General features: G+C 64.2%; 20 protein-coding genes. 6 read left to right on the forward strand and 14 right to left on the reverse strand.

Features of this window, described 5'->3' with window-relative positions; all coding sequences use genetic code 11:
- Positions 1-24 precede the first annotated feature (24 nt).
- From EB836_RS03980 to EB836_RS04005, 6 genes are all read right to left on the reverse strand, one after another.
- On the reverse strand, positions 25-1,410 hold the full coding sequence (locus tag EB836_RS03980) for a tripartite tricarboxylate transporter permease (RefSeq protein WP_135537778.1): 1,386 nt from the start codon (positions 1,408-1,410) through the stop codon (positions 25-27).
- On the reverse strand, positions 1,407-1,829 hold the full coding sequence (locus tag EB836_RS03985) for a hypothetical protein (protein ID WP_135537779.1): 423 nt from the start codon (positions 1,827-1,829) through the stop codon (positions 1,407-1,409). The genes EB836_RS03980 and EB836_RS03985 overlap by 4 nt, the downstream gene beginning before the upstream one ends.
- A 48-nt stretch (positions 1,830-1,877) precedes the next feature.
- Positions 1,878-2,807, reverse strand: coding sequence for a hydroxymethylglutaryl-CoA lyase (locus EB836_RS03990; RefSeq protein ID WP_135537780.1), 930 nt, complete (start codon positions 2,805-2,807; stop codon positions 1,878-1,880).
- Between the two features lie 2 nt (positions 2,808-2,809).
- A complete protein-coding gene (locus tag EB836_RS03995) occupies positions 2,810-4,084 on the reverse strand; it encodes a hydroxymethylglutaryl-CoA reductase, degradative (RefSeq protein ID WP_135537781.1) in 1,275 nt (424 codons plus the stop codon).
- A gap of 216 nt (positions 4,085-4,300) precedes the next feature.
- Positions 4,301-6,196, reverse strand: coding sequence for a helix-turn-helix domain-containing protein (locus tag EB836_RS04000; RefSeq protein WP_167854339.1), 1,896 nt, complete (start codon positions 6,194-6,196; stop codon positions 4,301-4,303).
- A 117-nt stretch (positions 6,197-6,313) separates the two neighbouring features.
- Positions 6,314-7,618, reverse strand: coding sequence for a pyridoxal phosphate-dependent aminotransferase (locus tag EB836_RS04005; protein WP_135537913.1), 1,305 nt, complete (start codon positions 7,616-7,618; stop codon positions 6,314-6,316).
- 263 nt (positions 7,619-7,881) lie between these two features.
- Here EB836_RS04005 and EB836_RS04010 point away from each other — a divergent pair, with 263 nt between their 5' ends.
- Complete coding sequence (locus EB836_RS04010) at positions 7,882-8,706, forward strand: ABC transporter ATP-binding protein (protein ID WP_135537783.1); 825 nt, start codon at positions 7,882-7,884, stop codon at positions 8,704-8,706.
- Positions 8,703-9,437: an ABC transporter permease gene (locus EB836_RS04015; RefSeq protein WP_135537784.1), complete on the forward strand. Its 735-nt coding sequence runs from the start codon at positions 8,703-8,705 to the stop codon at positions 9,435-9,437. The genes EB836_RS04010 and EB836_RS04015 overlap by 4 nt, the downstream gene beginning before the upstream one ends.
- Here EB836_RS04015 and EB836_RS04020 read toward each other — a convergent pair.
- From EB836_RS04020 to EB836_RS04055, 8 genes are all read right to left on the reverse strand, one after another.
- Positions 9,412-10,776, reverse strand: a complete 1,365-nt coding sequence (locus tag EB836_RS04020) for an amino acid permease (RefSeq protein ID WP_240689593.1) — start codon at positions 10,774-10,776, stop codon at positions 9,412-9,414. The two genes, EB836_RS04015 and EB836_RS04020, sit on opposite strands and share 26 nt — an antisense overlap.
- Positions 10,777-11,096: 320 nt before the next feature.
- Positions 11,097-11,672, reverse strand: a complete 576-nt coding sequence (locus EB836_RS04025) for a GNAT family protein (RefSeq protein WP_135537786.1) — start codon at positions 11,670-11,672, stop codon at positions 11,097-11,099.
- A gap of 82 nt (positions 11,673-11,754) precedes the next feature.
- A complete protein-coding gene (gene phoA, locus EB836_RS04030) occupies positions 11,755-13,554 on the reverse strand; it encodes an alkaline phosphatase (RefSeq protein ID WP_135537787.1) in 1,800 nt (599 codons plus the stop codon).
- Positions 13,555-13,719: 165 nt separating this feature from the next.
- Positions 13,720-14,613, reverse strand: coding sequence for an LPXTG cell wall anchor domain-containing protein (locus tag EB836_RS04035; RefSeq protein ID WP_135537788.1), 894 nt, complete (start codon positions 14,611-14,613; stop codon positions 13,720-13,722).
- The gene (locus tag EB836_RS04040) at positions 14,610-15,476 is read right to left on the reverse strand and encodes a hypothetical protein (RefSeq protein ID WP_135537789.1); all 867 of its coding nucleotides are present in this window, start codon (positions 15,474-15,476) and stop codon (positions 14,610-14,612) included. Before EB836_RS04040 ends, EB836_RS04035 begins: the two co-directional genes overlap by 4 nt.
- A gap of 38 nt (positions 15,477-15,514) precedes the next feature.
- Positions 15,515-16,159: a SipW-dependent-type signal peptide-containing protein gene (locus tag EB836_RS04045; protein ID WP_167854340.1), complete on the reverse strand. Its 645-nt coding sequence runs from the start codon at positions 16,157-16,159 to the stop codon at positions 15,515-15,517.
- 88 nt (positions 16,160-16,247) lie between these two features.
- The gene (locus EB836_RS04050) at positions 16,248-16,838 is read right to left on the reverse strand and encodes an alternate-type signal peptide domain-containing protein (RefSeq protein WP_167854341.1); all 591 of its coding nucleotides are present in this window, start codon (positions 16,836-16,838) and stop codon (positions 16,248-16,250) included.
- Between the two features lie 180 nt (positions 16,839-17,018).
- A complete protein-coding gene (locus tag EB836_RS04055) occupies positions 17,019-17,675 on the reverse strand; it encodes a signal peptidase I (protein ID WP_167854342.1) in 657 nt (218 codons plus the stop codon).
- A 149-nt stretch (positions 17,676-17,824) separates the two neighbouring features.
- On the opposite strand from EB836_RS04055, the gene EB836_RS04060 reads away from it, so the two are divergent.
- The 4 genes from EB836_RS04060 (at position 17,825) to EB836_RS04075 (ending at position 21,538) form a co-directional block, all read left to right on the forward strand.
- A complete protein-coding gene (locus tag EB836_RS04060; protein ID WP_135537793.1) occupies positions 17,825-18,805 on the forward strand; it encodes an ABC transporter ATP-binding protein in 981 nt (326 codons plus the stop codon).
- Between the two features lies 1 nt (position 18,806).
- A complete protein-coding gene (locus EB836_RS04065) occupies positions 18,807-19,667 on the forward strand; it encodes an ABC transporter permease (RefSeq protein ID WP_135537794.1) in 861 nt (286 codons plus the stop codon).
- A gap of 61 nt (positions 19,668-19,728) precedes the next feature.
- Positions 19,729-20,955 (forward strand): histidine kinase, encoded by a 1,227-nt coding sequence (locus tag EB836_RS04070; protein WP_135537795.1) that lies wholly within the window; start codon positions 19,729-19,731, stop codon positions 20,953-20,955.
- Positions 20,933-21,538, forward strand: coding sequence for a response regulator transcription factor (locus EB836_RS04075; RefSeq protein ID WP_127365140.1), 606 nt, complete (start codon positions 20,933-20,935; stop codon positions 21,536-21,538). The genes EB836_RS04070 and EB836_RS04075 overlap by 23 nt, the downstream gene beginning before the upstream one ends.
- The last annotated feature ends 2 nt before the right edge of the window (positions 21,539-21,540 follow it).

Genomic DNA, 21,540 nt, shown 5'->3' on the forward strand with positions numbered 1-21,540 from the left:
GGGAAGGAGAGGAAGGCGCGGTCTTCACAGCGCCAGCAGGGCGGGCACGGTGAGGGCGGCGACGTAGTAGCCCATGAATTGGACTCCTGCGTGCATGCCGATGAATCGGTTGAACAGGCCCCCGACGAGTCCGACCGTGAGCGTCACTCCCAGGGCCAGCAGTCCGCCCTCATAGAGGCAGATGACGCAGATGAGCGAGGCGAAGCCGGCGATGATCGCCTCGTGGGAGACGGATCGCATCACCCAGGTCGCTGCCCGGTGGGCGTTTGTCATGACGAAGGGGTAGGCGATGACGATGGCGATGATCGCCGCGATCACGGCGAAGAGTGCGAACTGTCCGGTCGTGAGCAGGTCGTGGAGATTGTTCGTCTCTCCCGTCTCGGCGTCGAGCGTGTACACCGGCGGAGCGTTGAACAGCGGCGCAGCCGGACCGGCGGCCATCGGCGAAAGCGGCAGACCGATTGCGATGAGCGGAATGAGGGTCTCCGCAATGTAGGTCGACTCCGTAGTTCCATTCCTGACAGTGACGACAGTCGTCAGACGTTCGTAGCCGTTCTTGATTCGGCTGCCGACGATCTCGCCCATGAGCACGGCCATTGCCACAGGTGAGAACACGAAGGTGGCACTGGTGATCGCCGCTGAGCCGCTGGTGTAAGCGAGCTGCTTCCCACTCAGTGTCTTGAAGGGGTTGGGCAGACGCTTGCCGTCTCTCGAGCGCACGTCGGGAGCGAGGTTGAACTCCCGCTTTCCCTCCTGTCGCATTGCCCGGCGGCCAACAGGCGAAAGCGCTGAGAGGAGGTCGAAGATGAGCGGGCCGGTGGCGATGCCGAGGAAGAACGAAGTCGTGAAAGTCGCTTCCTTCTGCTCCATGATGAACGCCTGCAGGCCGACGATGATCAGAACGAAGGGAATGAGGGCGACGACCGCGGCCAGCTTTCCCTTCGAGGTGTAGGCGACTAGGACTGCAGCGGCGATGAAGATCCATGGGGCGGCGGCACCGATCGCGTCGGCGAAGGGGGTGAGCACGAGCGCAAAGACGATCGACAGCGGAACTGCTATCGCAACCGAGATGACACCACCGGAGATCGCTTTTCGCAATGCGATATGAGGAACACCCAGGGACCGCAGAAGTTGAGCTTCGCGCAGCATCGGCACGGCGGTGGTATCCCCCGGTATGCCGAGCAGCGTCGTGGGCACGGCGTGGGAGATGTGTTTGGCGATGATCGCCGCGAGGAAGAACGCGATGACGCCGGCCGGAGGAACGCCGATGAGTATCACCAGCAGCGCCAGTGGGGCAACGATCGCGGTTTCATCTGTGCCGGAAATCAACCCGATGCCGGTGAAGAGCACTCCGGCGAGGACCGCCATCCCGATTGCCCACAGAATGGGCTCGATGAGTTCTGCGCTCACTTGTGCCCGCCCTTCTCCTGAGCTCGCGTCTCGTGGTTTTCGACAAGAGCGTCGAAGAGGCCGAGGGCACGGACTTCTTCCTGGACCGAAGGGCCGAGTTCTCGTGGGTCACCGAGATCCCCGTATTCGTCGACGATCTCGTTGATGATCTCCTGGCGATTCCGAGTGTCGGCGCCGGCAGTCGTGATCACGCGCTTCGGTTTGAATAGGAACCCGGCGATCACTGCACCGACGATGCAGCCGACGATGCCGACGAGCAGCGCATACGAGTGCCCCAGAGTTCCATCACCTCTGGAAGCAAAGATCTGATCAGCGATCAGGTAGGCCGGGACAGCGATCCCGACTCCGATGGCTATTCCACCGGTGAGGTGTTTGGGATCGACGGTGTCATTCCACACCTCGAGCAATTGCGGCATCATTGCCTGCCTTCTGTCGGCCGACGGTTGTCGGGAACGTGAACGGTGGGACTACCGGCTGAGGACAGCCGAGGGCGTGGCAGATGGGAGCGGGGTGCCGAGTTCGTCGCTCAGCCACTGACTGATGGCCGCCACGGCTTCGATATCGACTCCGGTCGAGATGCCGAGCCCGTTGAGCATCCAGAGGAGGTCTTCGGTGGCGAGATTGCCGGACGCACTGCGTGCGAATGGACATCCTCCGATTCCTCCTGCCGATGCATCGAACTGTCGTACTCCGGCCTGGAGCGCGGCGTAGACATTCGCGAGCGCCTGGCCATAGGTGTTGTGGGTATGCAGGGCAACCCGTTCGATCGGAATCCCGGCGTCGATCAGGCTATCAAGGACGGCGGTCACATGACCGGGAGTAGCGGTCCCGATGGTGTCGCCCAGGCAGATCGTTGAGCAGCCCGCGTCGACCAGCCGTCGAGCGGCGGCGGCGACATCTGCCGGGTCGACCGACCCTTCCCAGGGATCGCCGAACACCATCGAGAGGTACCCCCGCACGCGAAGACCTGCGGAAGTCGCTGCTCTGGCTGTTTCGAGACTGCGATCGGTGGTCACCTGAAGCGAATCGCCCAGATTGGCTCTCGAGAACGAATCCGTGACGCTGATGAAGACCGCGACATCTTTGGCTCCGGCCGCCACGGCATCATCGAGACCCCGCCGGTTCGGGACGAGAACCGGGAAAGCGAGGTCGGAATCCACATCCAACCCGTCGAGAACCGATCGAGTATCAGCCATCTGGGGAACGGCTCGAGGAGAAACGAAGCTTCCGGCTTCGATGACCTTCAGGCCCGCACAGGCAAGACGCTGTATCAGCTCGAGACGGACCGCTGCAGGGAGTATGCGTGATTGCGACTGCAACCCATCTCGGGGGCTGACTTCGCAGATGCTGACTTCGGTCGGCAGGTCCGATTGGGTGATCTGCTGTGGAAGCTCCATCGTCACTGCGAACCACCCGATCGGAGTTCTTCGAGGATGGACTGGACCCGGTCGAAGCGGAATGCCTTCTCCTCGATGAGCCGATCCACGATGATCGCGGCTTCTTCGGCGTTCGCTCCAGCAGAGGCAGCGAGATTCTTGGCGTGCAGCGACATGTGTCCGCGCTGAACTCCTTCGGTGGCGAGCACTCGCAGTGCGGCGAGGTTCTGAGCCAAACCGGTGGCGACGATCATCTCGGCGAGTTCTTGGGCCGTCGACACTTCGGCGATCTGCAGAGCCGCGCGTGCAGCGGGGTGCACCTTGGTGGCTCCTCCGACGAGCCCAACGGGCATCGGCATCTCGAGAGTCCCGACCAGGTCGCCGTCAGCGTTCTTCTCGAAGGTCGACAGGGATGTGTAACGGCCGTCGACGACCGCGTGGGAATGGGCGCCGGCCTCGGCTGCACGAGTATCGTTCCCGGTTGCAAGCACGACGGCGGAGATGCCGTTCATGATGCCCTTGTTATGCGTGGCGGCACGATAGGAATCGGCTGCGGCGAGTTCGTAGGCGTGGAGGATGTTGTCGATGACGCCTTCACCGCCGAGCAGCTCCTTGTCGAAGACCGCGCGGGCGCGTGACAGTCGACGGTCGGCTTTGTTGGTGAGGATGCGCAGAAGTGCCTCGCCTTCGGCGATGGCTGCGACGGAGCCGGAAACCGCTTCGGCCATGGTGTTCACAGCATTCGCCCCCATCGCATCTCGCACATCGACGAGAAGATGGACGAGCACGTAGGTCGAAGTCCGTGCTTCGACGAGACGAACCGTGAGGCCCTTGACCCCGCCACCGACTTCGACGAGCTTGGGGTCCTGAGCATTGGCCAGGTCGATGATCTCCGATTCCCGTTCAAGGATTCGGGTGCGCGCGGCGTGCGGATCCGCCACATTGATGAGCTGGATCTGCGCCTGCATGATGGGCTCACTCGAACTCGTGAAGAAGCCGCCCTGGGGGCGTGCCATTCGTGCAGCATTGCTGGCAGCGGCGATCACCGATGCCTCTTCGGTCGCCATGGGGACGAGCGCGTCGGTGCCGTTGATCGTGAAGTTGGTGGCCACGCCGAGAGGAAGCGAGAACACTCCGAAGATGTTCTCACTGAGATCGGCCGCATCCTCGGGGCCGAAGGAATTCGCATCGAGCTGCTGGAACAGTTCAGTGTCGAGCCCGGTTGTCTCTGCGACGGCCGTCCTGCGTTCGCCGACCGACATGTTTCGGAAATCGGCAATTCGGCTGTTCTCTGCCATCGTATGTCTCCAGTCAGGTCGTCATTGGCCGACAACGGCTGTCGGTCGGAGTTCCTCCGCAGAGAACAGTCAAGCATCGCAGCGCGACAGTGACCATGGCCGTTTCGGCCCGAATCCAGGACTGTCCATGTCTGTTTCGGACAGGGTGCTGCTGTGCTCGCATCGTGTGGAGTCCGCTCACGCCGCGTGGAGTCCCTCCCGCCGCGCGGAGCGCGCTCACCTCGGATGTGTGAGTCGGTCCAGACGCAGCGCCACTTGCAGACGGAAAGCGAACTCCGGGGCTCTCCACCCCTCGCCGAGGACCTGATCGACGCGCTCGAGGCGCTGCTTGACGGTGTTGATGTGCACCGACAGTGCGGCAGCGGTCCTGCTGATGCTCCCGTTGCTCTCGAAGTACACGCGGACCGTGTCGGTGAGCTCGGCGGAGTGCTTGCGATCCCAATCGCGGAGGGGCCCGAGCAGACGGTCGATGAATCTGCCCACCTGTTCCGGGGCCGTGCCGAACATCGCGGTATAGGGAGCGAAGTCCGCGGCCGGATGGATCCCCTCGTCGATGCCCAGAGAGTTGAGGATCCGCACACACGACCACAGCTCGTCTTCGACCACGGCCAGCTGCGAGCGGTCGCAGTCGGAGTCGGAGGCGACGACGAGGCACCCGCCCAGGGCCTCCGGCTCTGCGCTGAGCCGCTTTAGGGACAGGCGAGAATCCGCGACAGAGCTGGGAACGAGGACGGTGAGGCCGGGGGAGCGCTGGGTGAGCAGGATGCGCGGTTCGATCCGGGCCAAGCGTGCACCGAGGTGCTCGTCGACTCCGGGACCCGCCTGGATCGTCATCATCCGCCACGGTCCGGCGAGACTGAAGTCGTTGAGCCGAGCACGGGCCTCGAGCTCGTCGAGGGACCGGGTCCCGGCGATGAGATCGACGGCGAGCTCCCCTCTGACCCGGTTCTCGGCGTCGGCCCGTGCCTGCGCGTTCATGTGGATGAGAGCCAGCGACTGCGCGGCCTGAGCGACGATGTTCGCATCGCCGGCGGCGGGGTCGGTGTGGAAGCGGACGAAGAGCCCGCTGTGCTGACGTCGATGTGAGGCCACCGAGGCGACGAGCAGGTTCTCGGCTCTCGGCACCTCGGCGCTGCGCCCGGTCTCCCTGCTGGTCTCCAGCGCAGTGAGCATGTCGGTCCTGTCCGCCTCGAGGTCGGCGAAGAAGCTCGCCTCGTCGGAGAAGACGTGCTCGTGATCGGGGAAGTCGGGGGACTTCAGACGCGCGCTGTCGATGACGAGCACCTCCGCGCAGAGCATCGTGGCGACGGCGTCGGTGACCGCGGAGCCTCCCCGACCCTGGAGGACCAGTCGAGTCAGATGCTCCTCGACCTCGACGAGGCGTCCCAGCGTCGCGGCCTGAGCGGCGGCCGATTCCTCGGCCTCTGCGGAGCTCCGGGCGGCCTCGGCGAGCTCTCCCATGAGTCGCGCCGTCTTGAGCACCACCGAGGCGTGGTCGGCGAGGGCCGAGAGCAGAGTGATCTCATCTGTGGTGAATTCGTGCGCATAGCGGTTGGCGGCGAAGAGGGCACCGAGGACCTCCCCGTCGACGACCATCGGCACCCCGAGGAGCGACTCCATGCCTTCGGCTCTGACCGCGGAGTCGACCTGTCGCTCGTGCGGCAGCTGGGTGACATCGTAGTTCGAGGTCCACTGGGCGGCCCGGTCGCGCACGACCCGACCGGCCAGGCCGATTCCAGGAGGGACGTGCAGGGTCGTGAGCTGGGAGGAGATGGCTCCTCGACTGGCCTTGACGCGCAGCTCATCGGTATCCGGATAGTACTGGGAGAGATAGGCGATATCGCATCCGATGAGCGATCGGGCTCGGTCGACGAGCTTCTGGAGCAGCCGTGTCGTGTCGCGAACCCGGATGAGCTCTGAGGCGCTTTCGAGCAGGGCCGCTCGTTCGCGGTCCTTCTGCTTCCACCGGGTCATCGTGGCCGACAGGTCGACGAGGGCCTCGATGAGCTCAGGCGACTCACCGCACTGCTGTTCGAGGGCACGCCGGTCGATGGGATTGCCGCGGGACAGCCGGCCGATGACCTCGGCGACGGAATCTGCGGAAACGGTCACTCGCCCACCTGTGTCCTCCACCATGGGCTCATTGTCTCAGTGCCTCTCAGTTCACTCGCAGCTCGTCGAGATCGGCGGTGGTGACCATGACAGTGCTGACTGAGCTTGGTCGCGGCCTCAACCCGCCGCGGCCGAGGTCGTGCGCATCGAGTGACCGGCTTCCGTCCGTTCCCGCACGATCGGCAGCTCACACGTCGAATTGGCGACCTGACGGTAACCGGACAGGAACGTGTCGAGCCGTTCGATCGCCTCGCTGAGCACCTCGACCGAAGGCAGGGTGACCAGACGGAAGTGGTCGGGCTTAGGCCAGTTGAAGGCCGTGCCGTGGGAGACGAGGATCTTCTGCTCGCGCAGCAGATCGAGGGCGAACTGCTCATCGTCGGTGATGCCGAACTTCTCGACATCGAGCTTCGCGAACATATACAGAGCACCGTCGGCCCGGTGAGCCGAGACCCCGTCGATCGAGTTGAGACCTTCGTGGGCGACCTGCATCTGCGCACCGAGGCGACCGGTCGGCAGGACGAGATCGTCGATCGACTGCTTCCCGCCCAGTGCGGCCTGGATGGCATGCTGGGCCGGCACGTTCGAGCACATGCGCATATTCGCCAGCAGCTTGATCCCCTCGAGGTAGCTGTGTGCCTCCTCCAGCGGTCCGGTGATCGCGAGCCAGCCGGAGCGGTACCCTGCGACTCGGTAGGCCTTCGACAGTCCCGAGAAGGTCAGGCACAGCACATCGTCACCGGTCAGTGTAGCCATGTTGACCAGCTCGACGCCGTCGTAGGTGATCTTCTCGTAGATCTCATCGGCGAAGACCATGAGCCCGTGACGGCGGGCGATGTCCGCGATCTTCTTCAGCGTCTCCTTCGAGTACACCGCACCGGTCGGATTGTTCGGGTTGATGACGACGATGCCGCGGGTGCGTTCGGTGATGCGGGATTCGAGGTCGGCCAGATCCGGCTGCCAGGCGTCCTCCTCGGCGCACCGGTAGTGGACCGGTGTGCCGCCGGACAGTGCCACCGAGGCGGTCCACAGCGGGTAGTCGGGGCCGGGCACGAGGATCTCGTCCTCGGGATTGCACAGAGCCTGCAGGCTCAGAGTGATGAGCTCGCTGACGCCGTTGCCGAGGAAGACCTCATCGGTGCTGAGATTGTGGATGCCGCGGGTCTCGTAGTACTGGACGACAGCGCGGCGGGCGGAGAGGATTCCCCGCGAATCCGAATAGCCCTGCGTGACCGGAAGGTTCGCTGAGATGTCCTGGACGATCGCCTCGGGGGCTTCGAAGCCGAACGGAGCGGGGTTGCCGATGTTGAGCTTGAGGATCGTGTGACCGGCGGCTTCCATCGCCTGGGCCTCTTCGAGAACGGGTCCCCGAATGTCATAGAGGACATTGGCCAACTTCGACGACTGCCTGAACATGTGAATCGTGGAACCTTTCATCCGATTGCTGCTACACCCACGCTAGGTCCCTCGCCGAGGCGGTTCTGACCACACAGAGGCCCGTTTCCCAGACCTTTGCCGGTGCCGGCGGATCGTTGTGCAGACCTTTCGGGGCTCGGTCTCACGATACTCCGGGGCACATCGTGGATTCGGGCCCGGTGTCCCCTGTGCGAAACGCACCCCGAGTGCGGCAGCAGTGACTGTTCGAACTGTTGACCTCAGACGGCTCCGGGTGTCTCATTCAACAGATGATGAATAATTCGGTCGAGGTGCGCAGCCTCACGGTCCGCCGCGGTCGCACGACCGTCATCGACGCCCTTGACCTCGACGTGCCCCGCGGAGCGATCGTCGGGCTCCTCGGACCCAGCGGCAGCGGGAAGACGACGCTCATGCGCGCCATCGTCGGTGTCCAGATCGTCTCCGGTGGGAAGGTGGACGTGCTGGGCCGTCCGGCCGGGTCCGCTGCGCTGCGCCACCGGGTCGGCTACATGACTCAGGCGGCCAGCATCTACGACGATCTGAGTGTGCGGGCGAATCTGCGCTACTTCGCACGTGTGCAGGGAGCGCCGAAATCCGAGGTCGATCGCGTGCTCGAACGCACCGACCTCACCGGCCAGGCCGATCAGATCGCCCGTACGCTGTCGGGCGGGCAGGCCAACCGGGTGTCTCTGGCCGCGGCGATGCTCGGTTCTCCGGATCTGCTCGTTCTCGACGAACCGACCGTGGGACTCGATCCGCTGCTGCGCGCCGATCTGTGGGAGCTCTTCCGTAGGCTCGCCGAGGAAGGGACGACGCTGCTGGTCTCGAGTCATGTCATGGACGAGGCGACGCGCTGCGATCGACTGCTGCTCATGCGGGAGGGCGCGATCATCGCCGATACGACTCCGCACGATCTGCTCGCCGGCACGGGGGCGGCCTCGGCGGAGGACGCCTTCCTCCGCATCATCGACAAGGACATATCGGCACCTGGTGCCTCCGGGCGCGGGGGCCGTTCCGGCACTCGTCTGCTCTCGCGAGAGGGCCGATTTCGCACTGACCGGGGACATGGCGCGAAGGCGGGAGGGCGGCGATGAACCCGCTGCGCACCCTGGCGACGACGGGACGCGTCCTCGTCCAGATCCGCAACGACCCGCGCACGATCGCTCTGCTGCTCATCGTGCCCAGCCTGCTCATCGGTCTCGTGGCCTGGATCTTCGACGAGACCGAGGTGTTCTCAACGATCGGGCCGGCGATGCTTGCGCTCTTCCCGTTCATCGTCATGTTCCTCGTGACGAGCATCGCGACCCTGCGCGAACGCCGCAGCGGAACCCTTGAACGGCTTCTGTCGATGCCTTTGGGCCGCGGTGACTTCATCCTCGGCTACACTCTGGCGTTCGGTCTGCTCGCCATTGTGCAGACGGCAGTGGCCGTCGGATATGCGACCATGATCTGCGGGCTCGAGATCGAAGGTTCGGTCGGGCTGCTCTTCGTCGTCGCGATCGCCGATGCTCTGCTGGGGACGGCCTTGGGACTGTTGGCCAGCGCGTTCGCCCGCACGGAGTTCCAGGTCGTGCAGTTCATGCCCGTCTTCGTCTTCCCGCAGATCCTGCTCGGCGGGATCTTCCTCCCGCGCGACCAGCTGCCCGAGGTGCTCGAGACCATCGGTGATTGGCTGCCGCTGTCGCACGCGATCGATGCGCTGAATGCGGTTTCGACCGGCGATGAGGATGATGCCTACATCTGGCTGCGGGTGCTCTTCATCGCCTGCTGGATCGTCGGTGCGATCATCGTCGGGTCGCTCACTCTGCGCCGTCGGACGCCGTGATCGGTTCGGTGCGGTCGCTGAGTTCGTAGTGTCGGCGACCCTCGCCGCGGATGAAGGCGAGGTAGCACAGCCACAGTGCAGCCACCCACAGCAGTCCGACCCAGAGGGCCGGACGTGAGTCGGGGACGATGCCGACCATGACGACGACGAAGACGATGAACGCCACGGTGATCCACGAGCCGAACGGCCACAGGGGGATGGGAAATTCGCTGGGCAGGCGGTTCTCCTGGGCGATCACGCGCTTCATCCGCAGGTGAGCGGCGAGGATGATCAGCCACACCAGCAGCGTCGCGAAGGTGGCCAGTGCTCCGAGCAGGAACAGTGCCTGGTCGGGATAGAGGTAGTTGAGGGCCACGCCGATCAGCAGTGCGACGATCATCGTGATCACCGTCATCACGGGCACGCCGTTGCGAGAGGTGCGGGCGAAGGATCGCGGTGCCTGACCTTGTTCGGCCAGACCGTGGAGCATCCGACCGGCACCGAAGACATCGGCATTGATGGCCGACAGGGCGGCAGTGATGAGAACGACCTGGAGGATGGCCGCCGCTGCTGTGAAACCGACGGAGTCGAAGATCGCGACGAAGGGGCTGGTCTCGGACGTGATCTGGTTCCACGGCAGGATGCACATGATCACGCCGAGGGTGAGCACGTAGAAGAGGAGAATGCGCACCGGCACCGAGTTGATGGCGGCGGGGATCACCCGCTTCGGGTTCTGCGCCTCACCGGCGGTGACTCCGATGATCTCGACGCCTCCGAAAGCGAACATCACGATGGTGAATGATGAGAGCAGCCCCCAGAACCCGTGCGGGAGGAAACCGCCATGGTCGACCAGTGCCTGCGGTCCCATCTGGTCGTGGTCGGCGATGCCGAAGCCGAAGACGATGATGGCCACGCCGGCGGCGATGAGGACGATGATCGCGATGATCTTGATCAGCGCGAACCAGAATTCCAGCTCACCGAAGATCTTGACGCCGATCATGTTGATCGCGGCGATGAAGAAGACGACGGCCAGCACCCAGATCCACCGCGGCACGTCGGGGTACCAGAACCCCATGTACACGCCGATCGCTGTGGCGTCGAAGACGGCGACGAGGATCATCTCGAAGGCGAAGGTCCACCCGACGAGGAAGCCGGCGAAGGGGTGAAGATAGTGAGAGGCATACTGGCCGAAGGAGCCCGAGACGGGGTGCCGGACGACCAATTCGCCGAGGGCGCGCATCACCATGAAGACGGCGGCACCGCCGATGATGTAGGCGAGGAGCACTGCCGGGCCGGCGGACTGGATCGACTCCGAGGAGCCCATGAAGAGCCCCGTGCCGATGGCTGAGCCGAGGGCCATGAATCTGATGTGGCGGGCAGTCAGGCCTCTGCGCAGACCGACGTTCTCTCTGCCGCCGTCGGTGTGTTCATCCGTGGGCACTGCCTCGCTGCGATCCTTGTCGGCTGGAGCCATCGGTGTCTGCTGTCCTCTTCTCTCGACTGCCCGTGGCCACCTGCCCGTTCGATCGACGGGCCAGGCTTCACGGCCACCTCAGATTCTCACACCGAGAGGGCCGCAGAGTACGCGCCCTGGAGCAAAGAGTCAGAGATCTCAGAAACTCGAGTCGGACAGCCGGTGCCGGCGAAGTCCTCGGACCGGAGGTGACGCTCTCGGTGCACTCAGGCCGTCTGCCGATCGCTTGAGAGCATTCCGAAGACGAGGGTGTCGGTCCATTCGCCTTTCGACCACCAGTCCCTGCGCAGGTGCGCTTCCTGTCGCATGCCGATCCTCTGAGCCAGTTTCGCCGAGGCGGTGTTTCGGGCATCCATCTGCGCGAACACCCGGTGGAGTCCGTAATGGTCGAAGGCGAGGTTGAGGACCGCGATGGCCGCTTCGGTGGCGAAGCCGTGACCGGCGGCGGCCGGATCGAGGATCCACCCGACCTCGGCCTTCTCCTCGCTGTCGTCGGCGAGCCAGATCGCGATATCGCCGATGACTCGTGACCCCTCGAGCGAATCGAGGCCGTCGGCGGTCTCGATGACCAGGGCCAGGGCACGCGATTCTGTTTCGAGTCCCGTGCGGGGGAGGCGTTTGGCGACCTCGGTCTCGGCCACCTCGGCGGTCCAAGGCTCCTGGAGGAGGAACCGGGAGACATCCTCGCGGGAGTAGATGGGAAGGTGCGTCTTGGCATCGGACTCGCGATACGCGCGCAGAACCAGTCGGTCGGTGGTCAGGGGCAGATCCAGCGGGTCCATGGGCTCACTGTGCCAGGCGAACCTGTGAGTGGGACGGACGATGCCGGACGCTTCGCTGGGAGCGTCCGGCATCGTGCGCGGTTCAGGCGGGGAGGATCCCACGGCGCTTGGCCATGCGGATCAGAGCCGATCCGCCGATGATCGCGGCCACGCCGAAGAAGACCGCGGCTCCGATCTCGACGCCGGTGCGCGGCAGGGTTCCGCCGCCACCGCCGGCCAACCCCGGGCCTTCGCCTCCGCTGCCGGAGCCGGCATTGCCTTCGCCGCCTTCGCCGCTGCCATTTGCGCCGGATCCGCCACCGGCGGCATCGGCATCATTCGAGTCGTTGGAGTCCTCGGATGCGTTCGAGTCCTGAGAGCCTGCCGAACTGTCATCGCCGCCGGTATCGGACGAACCTGAGGCAGTGGCAGAACCGTTCGCATCATCCGTGCCCGCCGAGTCGTCATCGCCGTTCGCATCGTCGCCCGGGTCGCCGGGCACTTCGGCCTCGGGGTCGAGTCCCAGGCCGTCGGCGATCGTAAAGTGCATGTCCGTCTGATCGGTCAGTCCGACGACGTTGGCGGCACCCGGTCCGTAGGCGGCGATGCGCAGCTGCGTGCCTGTGTGGCCCTGCGACTCCTCTTCGTCTGCGGTTGCGTAGTTCATCGTCATATCGGTTCCGTCGGCGGTGGTCAGTGTCCGGGTCAGACCCGGAGTGTCCGAACCGGCGGAGACGATCTGGCTCGTGTGGGCGTGGTCGGCGGTCGTGATGACCAGAGTCTCGCCGTCCTCTTTCGCGAAGTCGAGGGCGGCCTTGACCGCTTCGTCGAGGTCGACGGTCTCACCGATCTGACCGCACGGGTTCGCGGCGTGATCCTCCTTGTCGATGCTTGCTCCCTCGACCTGGAGGAAGAATCCATCGTCGTTGTCGAGCAGGTCGACGGCCTTGTTCGTCAGCTGATCGAGCTTCGGCACACTCGAGGTGCGCTCGGGGTTGTTCTTGCATTTCACGGCCGGTTCGGTGCCGCCTCCGTGGGTGGCCTTCGGACCCTCCCAGCGAACGGGGAAATTGCCCTCTGTGAAGAGTCCGAGCACCGGCGAATCCTGGTTCGCCTCGGTGAGGGAATCGAGTGAGTCGGAATCATCGACGAGCTGATAGCCGCGATCTTCGGCCTGCTCGAGCAGCGTCTGGTCCTTCCAGTCACCGGCGGTGGCCTTCTGTTCGAAGGAGGCCGAGCCGCCGCCGAGGGTGACATCGGCACGAGCGTTGATGATCTGCTCGCTGATTGAACCGAGCCCACCGTTCTCCAGCGCCTCATCCGAGCAGTCCTCGCTTGTCTCTTCCGGCCCGTAGCAGCCGCGGAGGCTGATGTGGGTCAGCTGCGCGGCCGGTGTCGCGTCCTGGATCTCCGCGGTCGAGACGTCGCCGGTCTTCATTCCCTTCGCACGGGCCATTTCGATGAGGGTCTTGTGCGGGTTGCCCTTGCGGTCGATACCGAGCGCCCCGTTGTAGGTCTTCGTACCCGAGGACCAGCCGGTGGCGCTCGCAGCGGAGTCGGTGACGTAGTCCGGCTTGCCGGTGTCCTTGTCCACCGCATAGGTGGTGTACTGCCCGGTCATCGGCAGTGCGTCGAGACCGTCGAAGCGTCCGTGGGCGCCTTTCGCATAGTTGCGGGCGGCGGTGATCTCGGAATCGCCCATGCCGTCGCCGATGAGGAGGATGACGTTCTTCGCGCCGGAGTCCTCGACCGCGTCGCGGATGGCGTCGGTGTTGTCACCGTCGAGCTGGCGGGCTCCGCCGGGTTCGTCGATTCCCGAAGCCTGGGCGGGGCTTGCGACTCCGAAGAGCGCGAAGCTGAGAGCGCCGGTCGCCGCAGCGATTCGCAGGGTTCTCCTGGCCATGTGCCGTCCTTTCGTAGAGAAGCACACAGACGTTCACCGAAGATGCGGTCCGAGCCGTACCGACGGCAGGGCTCGGACGAGCGCGTGAGCGTCTGTGTGCGAGCAGACGGCTTCCAACTTACTCAGCTTTCTCACAAAGTGAGTGGAGGGAATGTGAAGCCTGAGTTAACTCGCAGTTCTGTGTCGGCGACGCCGAACAATGGCGATCACGATGACGCCGAGGAGCAGCAGACCGGCGCCGGCGAACAGCATTGACAGTGATCCGAGTCCCGTCCGCGGAAGCGACCCGTCGGCATCGGACCCCGCATCTGCTGTTGTGTCTGACGTTCCGAGATTCGTGCCGCCGGAGTCCGATTTGCTGCTGACGTCCGAACCGGCGCCGGATTCCGAGCTGCCGTCGGCTGCAGTGTTCTCCTCACCTTTCGACTTCGATCCTGAGGCGGCAGTGGTTCCGCTGCTGCTGTCTGCAGAGGAGTCGTCATCCTGATCTGAGGCAGAGGCATCCGCTTCGCTCGATGCACTGTCGTCGGAATCCGCCGCGGAGTCCTTCGGGGGATCGGTCGGCGGAGAAGTGGGGCCGACACCGTCGCCTTGGGCTGTGACGATGACGCGGAATCGCGCCCGTTCTCGCTTGGTGTCGTTCCCGGCCGAAGCGGGCAGGCGGACGGATACGGTGATCGATTCCTTGTCCTCCGGACTCAATGTTCCGAGCCAATAAGGGGAATCGGCATCGAGTGCTTCGCCGAGGGGAGCAGATACCGAATTGCCGAAGCCGCTGATGGTGACCTCAGCCGAATCATGGAGTGGGCCGTGTGGGGAGGTGGCCTCGAAGCGAATACCGGTCGAGACGTCCTCATCTGTCGTCTGTGTGACGACGAGTTTCTCCGTCTTCGTATCGCCGGGCACGAAGGTGAGGTCAGTGAAGAGCTTGCCGGGTGGGCTGCCGTCGGGTCGGGTGACGACGATCTGACCTTCGGCGCTCGCCGCTGCGGGTGCGACGATCACCAGGGCCAGGCCGAGGACTGCGGCCAATACCGAGACGACAAAACGGCAGGTCATCGCACGAACACCTCAAGGACCATGTCATCACTCGGTGCGGTCGCGCCCCACCATTCGATGACGACCCACTGGACCTGGCGCCCGTCGGTGCTGGTGATGTCATTTTTGTAGGGAACGAGATTGACCGGCTGGGCAGTGGGCGGTGAGAGGAGCCCACCAGACCATTCCCCGGATCCTTTCCAAAATGCCGTCGCGAGGTACTCCACCGAGTTGCTGACCGTTCGAGTTCCTGAATCGTCGGATTTGAACCCACTTGAGAACGTCGGATGAGGATCAATATTGAAGTTGTGAACGAGGAGGGAATACGACGGCGAGGCGTTCGTCGCAGTCTTAGTACGCCCCGACGACACGATCCAGGCATATTTTGCGCGATCATCTCCGCCGAGTCGAGCACCGACGAGCCCAGATGTACCTTCGCGATGGAGCTTCGTGAGCTCCTGTCCCAAACCGCTCGACGGGTTGAGCCGACGAGAGGGGAGGCCGCTTCCATTGACTGGCTGGAGCCAGTTGAGCGCCGGAGAAGCGGAAGTGTTTCGCCACGAGGTGACTTTGATGTTGGAGCCAGTCGTCAGCGAGCTGCTGCTGCATGCCCAGGCTCGGACTCCGAGTCGACCGTCTCCGCCTCCGGATCCGAACTCACCATTGCGGACAGCAGGGACGATGATCATCGACGAACCGCTTGATGAATAGGTGGGAAAGTCCTTCAGTCGATACACGTTCGGCTGCTCGGCGGGGTTCGGGACCGAGCACCAGCGGCCGACGCCGCCTATGGTTTGGCTGGCAGTGCTCTTACTGGTCAAGTATGCCGTCGTAGCGCCCACCGGGACGAGCAGGAAAAGTGCAGCGAGGATGGCGGTGATCATCCACGCCTTGCGTGTCGCAGGTTTCGAGAAGCGGCGGGTCACGGCTTCCCCGCTTGCTTGAGTTGAGCCGAATTCTTCATCGTGAAAATTGACTGCACGTCCAGGTTCGCGCTGCGACGATTGAGGAGCTCGACGGCGACGTCGACTTTCTTTCCAGCCGAATTTGTCGCAGTCGCCGGCATGGACAGGTCAAGAATGATGTCCAGGGAATCGCCCGGCTTGAGTGTCTTGCCCAGATCCACTGAATAAGAGAATCCGCTGGACGAGAAAGCGGAATCGGGAATGTTCTTCTTCGTGCCGTTGATTGTGGTTGAGGCACGGAGATAGGGGCGCATGACGGCGTAGTCGTCGGTGCTCGACGGCGTTCCGGCGATGTCGAGCGTGCCGGTGGCTGCGGTCGCCGAATTCGCTGAGTTCGTCACCGTGTACGTCCACCGTTGTGCCTGTGCGCCCGGGATGATTCCGTTGCTGCCTGAAGTCACGACGATGCTCGGATTCGACCCGGTCGATTCGTTTGTCGGACCCTTTTGGGCGATCGTTGCGGTCAGTGTCCCCGCCTGGACCGTCGTGGATTCCGATTCCGCGGAATCGGACCATGCCGCATAAGTCACGCCGCCGCCGATCAGCAGCGCGCCGGCCGCAGCAGAAACTGCGGCAGCGAACACTGCGCGACGGAGAGACATTCTCGTGCTCCTCATGTGGAGGCGGGGATTGAGGACGAGCCGGAGGGTGGGTTCGAGTCAGTCGAACCCACCCTGAAAACGAAAGGGGTCAGTTCCCGGGGACCTGAGTGAGGGTGTAGTCCACGGCGAAATTGAGCGAGCCGAGCTTGGCGTCGTTGTACTGCCCCTCGGTTCCCCAGGGGAAGGTGATGGTGGTCGTCACTTCGACCGAGCCGTCACCTTCACCGGCGAGCGTCTCTCCGTCGAGGGAGAGGTCGCCTGTTGCGCCGGTCAGACCGGTGGCGGCGAGATCCTCGGATTCGATGGCCTCAGACAGGGCCGTATCCGCGGTGCCATCGGTTGAGGGAGTCACGTCAATGCTGCCGTTGAACTCCGCCTTGATGTTCTCGCCTTCGAGGGTGACGGGAATGGACTGTGTGTAAGAGAGCACGTCTCCGGGAACGATCTGGTCCGCGCTGGGGTCGAATGCCACTGGTTCGGTGGCTGTTCCGCTGCCGTCGCCTTCGTGGCTGATCTCCCAGCCGCCGCCTGCGGGAGAGCCGAGATCGAGTGTTCCAGCCGAGATCACTCCGTCGCCGCCTTCAGCTTCGTCCGTCCAGAACGAAACGGTGCCGGCTCCGCCGACGAGGAGAGCGACGCCGATGCCGCCGGCGATGAGTGCCTTCGTTGATTTCTTCACGTGTGATCCTGTTTTTACTGGAGAGGGGTGGTTGTCGACGAGCGAAGTCATGAAAAAATCACATATTCAACTTCAGCCATGTCATATGCAGATAATCTGCATTCACAATTAATGATAACTGCAAATATTACAACAGGCAATGTTGATTATTCGATAGAGAGGTGATCTTCAACTCAGAGATCATTCTGCGGAGTCGTGCGTGGATGAAAGCCGTCTTTTTCGGCGCTGGTCAACGAGGCTTCGGGTCAACATGATGACGGCATAACCGATGAGCCCGATGCCGATGACGGTTGCGATCGTCTGTCTGTTGCCCATCGGGACCAGTTGCCCCAGATATCCGACGAACGGTATGTGATAGATGACCACTCCGCGGATCTGCTCAGGGCGGACCGGAAGCGGATCCTCAGCGTTGTTCGCATCTCCTTGAGTCCGATAACGAGTCTGACCTTCGACGATGTCGACACCGACGACTCGGTGCGTGACAGTCAAGGGCTCTCCCGACTTCAGTTGGTAGGTGATGACATCACCGAAGGCGACGTCATCGGCTCCGACGTGTTGGGACACGACGATCGAGCCCGTCGGAATGGTCGGTTCCATCGATCCCGAGATGACGGTGTAGGGCTCGGCCCCGATGACTCGCGGAACCAGCACGGTGAGCACGATGATCAGGGCGAAAAGTCCCGCAAGCGTCCAAGCGATCACCTGCAGAGCGATGCTCAGCCCCCGCTTCCACGGTAAGCGTGGTTGTCCGGACTCTTCCTCTCGGCGCTGCCGTCTGCTGACATACGAGGAGACGACCTCCTCGGCCTGAAATTCATCGGAAGAATTTTCGGACATATCTGACAGTTTGCCAGTTTGCGGCAGATACAGTTGCCAGCACGGTGGAATTTCCATTCTTTCGTCGTGAGATCCAGTGACAAATGGCACCCCGCACTCGGTGACAAATGGCATCAGCGCACGCGAGCGCTGATTTCTAGTGTGTGAACATGACTTCACAGACAACGTCCCACACGCCCGCTTCGGCCGTTCCGGTCCACCGCGGAGCCGTCACCGCCTCCGCAGTCGCCCTCAACCATCTGACGAAGAGCTTCGGCGGCATCACAGCCGTCAACGATCTCGACCTGACGATCCGCCCCGGCGAAGTCGTCGCCTTCCTCGGACCCAACGGAGCAGGCAAGACGACGACGATCGACATGCTGCTCGGCCTCAGCCGACCCGATGCAGGAGACGTCGAGATCTTCGGCATGCCGCCTCGGCGAGCCGTGTCTCTCGGCTACGTCAGCTCGGTCATGCAGACCGGCGGCCTGCTCGATGACCTCACCGTCCGCGAAACCGTCGAATACACATCCGCGATCTTCGCCTCTTCCCTCGACACCGACCTCGTTCTCAAACGTGCAGGAATCGCCGAAATCGCGAACTCGGTCGTGAAGAAGTGCTCGGGCGGGCAGAAGCAGCGTCTGCGCTTCGCCATGGCGCTCCTGCCCGACCCTGCCCTCATCGTCCTCGACGAACCGACGACCGGGATGGATGTCACCGGCCGCCGCGACTTCTGGCACCAGATGCGCGCTGATGCGCTGACCGGCAAGACGATCCTCTTCGCCACCCACTACCTCGAGGAGGCCGACGAGTTCGCCGACCGCGTCATCCTCATCGCAGACGGGAAGGTCGTCGCCGACGGTTCGGCCCATGAGATCCGCGGCATGGCCGCTGCGAAGACTGTGAGCGCGACCCTGCCGCTGACCGACGGCGAGCCCACCGCCGAGGCGGGCGTGGCCGAACTGGTCGACCTCCTCGGCGGCCTGGCCGGAGTCGAATCCATCGACGTGCAGGCCAGACGCCTGAGAATGCGCACCACCGACTCCGATGCGGCCGCGAAGATGCTGTTCGACAACGCCTGCACCGACCTCGAGATCACCTCTCACTCCCTCGAAGACGCCTTCATCAGTCTCACCGCGAAAGGGGCATGACATGTCCACCCAGCCATCGACCCAACCGCCATCGACCCAACTGGCCGGATCCACGAAGGTGCGTACGGCACCGGGGGCCGCCTCGGCGAGGTTCCTCTCCTCCCTCGACGACCGCAGGATCCCCCGCTTCGGCGGATTCTCGGCCGCCCTGCTCCGGCTCGAACTGCTGCGGAAGCTGCGCAACCGGCGCACGCTCATCTTCACGATGATCATGCCTGCGGTCTTCTATCTCATCTTCGGCCTGACGAACAAGGACGAGATGCTCGGCAGCACGAATGCCGCGCTCTACATCTCCGTGTCCCTGGCGACGTACGGAGCGATGATCGCCACGACCACCGGCGGTGCCCAAGTCGCGATCGAACGGGCACTTGGGTGGAGTCGCCAGCTGGCGCTGACGCCGCTGCGCCCGGCGGCGTACATCCTCATCAAGGTGATCGTGTCCATGGTCCTCGGCGCGGTGTCCGTCATCGTCGTCTTCGTCCTCACCGCGACCACCGGCGTCCATGCGCCCCTGACAACGCTCGTCTCCTCCGGACTTCTCGTCATCCTCACGTCCTGTGTCTTCGCGGCCTTCGGCGTCATGCTCGGTTATCTGCTGCCCGCCGAGAACGCGATCCAGGTGGCCAGCATGGTCCTCGGCATCCTCTCCCTCATCGGCGGACTCTTCGTCCCGCTGGAGATCTGGCCGGACACCCTGCAGACCATCGCCCGCTTCACTCCGGCCTACGGAGTCGGCGAAATCGCCCGCGCACCGCTGGGCGGGGGTTACGATCATTGGGCGATTGTCAGTGTCCTCGTCTGGCTCGCGATCTTCGTCGCAGGATCGGCCCTGGCCCTGCGCCGGGACACCTCGCGGGTGTGACAGCCGACCACGTCACGGCCTGCAGGGGACGCGCGAACCCAACGATCACGTCAGGAGCACAGTGACCGCGAACGACACCACCGGCCGGGCGAGGGCAGGGTCCTCGCCCGCCGGGCTGCGCCCGCTGAACTTCATGAGCTGGTTCTTCCCGTTCTTCTGGCTCGTCTTCCTCTCCTATCCGCTGGCCGCCTCGCTGCGGCTCGACGGGGCACAGCGGTTCTGGGGCGTGAGCCTCACGGTCGCCTTCGCAGTCGTGTTCTACCTCGGCATGATCGCCGGCGGCATCGGTCTGGGCACCTTCGTCCGGACGATGCGCGCCCCCCGCGCTCACCGCACACGACAGGCCCTGATCGTCGTCAATGCGGCGCTCATCATCATGATCGCCATCACCGTCGTGGCCGTTCCCCTCGTCGGCGAGGAAGCACTGTCGTACCTGGCCTATATCTCTGTGATCGCTGTGGTGTCCGTGCGGCGGGTGATCCCCGGACTCGTCATCGCGGCCTCGACGCTCATCGTCGCCGAGGTGGCCCAACGTCTCGTCCCCGGGTGGAGTCACGACTGGTCGGCCACCTTCGGGATCTCGATCTCCGGGTTCGCCATGGTGATGGCACTCATGGCCGGTGACCGGTCCAGAGCGGCCCGACAGGCGGAGGAGGAGAACCGCCGTCTGGAACGCGAGACCGAACGACTGCGCGTGTCCCAGGTCGTCCACGATGTGCTCGGCCACTCCCTGACCGTCATCGCGCTCAAAGCGCAGCTGGCGGCGAAACTCGAAGCCGCAGGGTCCCCCGATGCGGCCCGGCACATCGCCGAGATCGAAGAGCTCGCCCGTGGTGCGCTCGCCGACGTTCGCACCACGGTGCAGGGAACACGCACGATCTCTTTGGCCGAGGAACTCGTCGAAGCAACCCGGGCACTGCGGGCCGCCGACATCACGGTGGAGGCTCCGACCTCGGTCGATGTCGTCGATCCCCGCCTGCGGGAACTGTTCGCGTGGAGTCTGCGCGAAGGCAGCACGAACATCCTCCGGCATGCCCGAGCGCAGCGGGCGACGATCACCCTCGAAAGGCACCGTCTCATCATCAGCAACGACACCGCCGGCCGCGGCGACCCCACGCACCCGGCCACGACGCTCGACCTCGGCGAAGTGGGGGCCGGGACCGGGCTGCGGGGCCTGCGGGAGAGAGCTGCGGGTGTGGGGGCGCGAGTGCGCACTCGGAAGACCGATGCCGGATTCGACCTCGACGTCGACGGAGGTGAGGCCCGTGACGACGCTGCTCATCGCTGACGACCAGACCATGGTCCGCGAAGCGCTCGCCGCCCTGCTCGGTATGGAATCCGACTTCGAAGTCGTCGCGCAGTGCGCCCGTGGCGACGAAGTCCTGCCGGCGATTTCCAAGACCCGTCCGGACGTGGCGCTGCTCGACGTCGATATGCCCGAACCCGACGGACTGAGTGTCGCCGCCACGCTGCACAAGGAGTTTCCCCGGGTCAAGGTCATCATCGTCACGACCTACGGACGTCCCGGATGGGTCAAACGGGCCTTGGACGCCGGGGTCAGCGGGTTCATGGTCAAGGACGCTCCGGTCGACCACCTCGCCGACGGCATCCGCCGCGTCATGTCCGGAATGTCGGTCATCGACCCCGAACTCGTCGTCGAATCGACGATGCATGGGTCCTCCCCGCTGACCGCCAGGGAGACCGATGTGCTGCGCACGGCCGCGGACGGGGCCAGCGTCGACGAAGTGGCCGCGACGCTCCACCTCTCGACCGGCACCGTGCGCAATCGTCTGTCCTCGGCGATCGGGAAGACGAATGCCCGCAACCGTGCCGATGCCGCGCGGATCGCCGAGGAGAACGGTTGGCTGTAGGC

Source organism: Brevibacterium sp. S111, assembly GCF_004745075.1.
Taxonomy (GTDB): Bacteria; Actinomycetota; Actinomycetes; order Actinomycetales; family Brevibacteriaceae; genus Brevibacterium.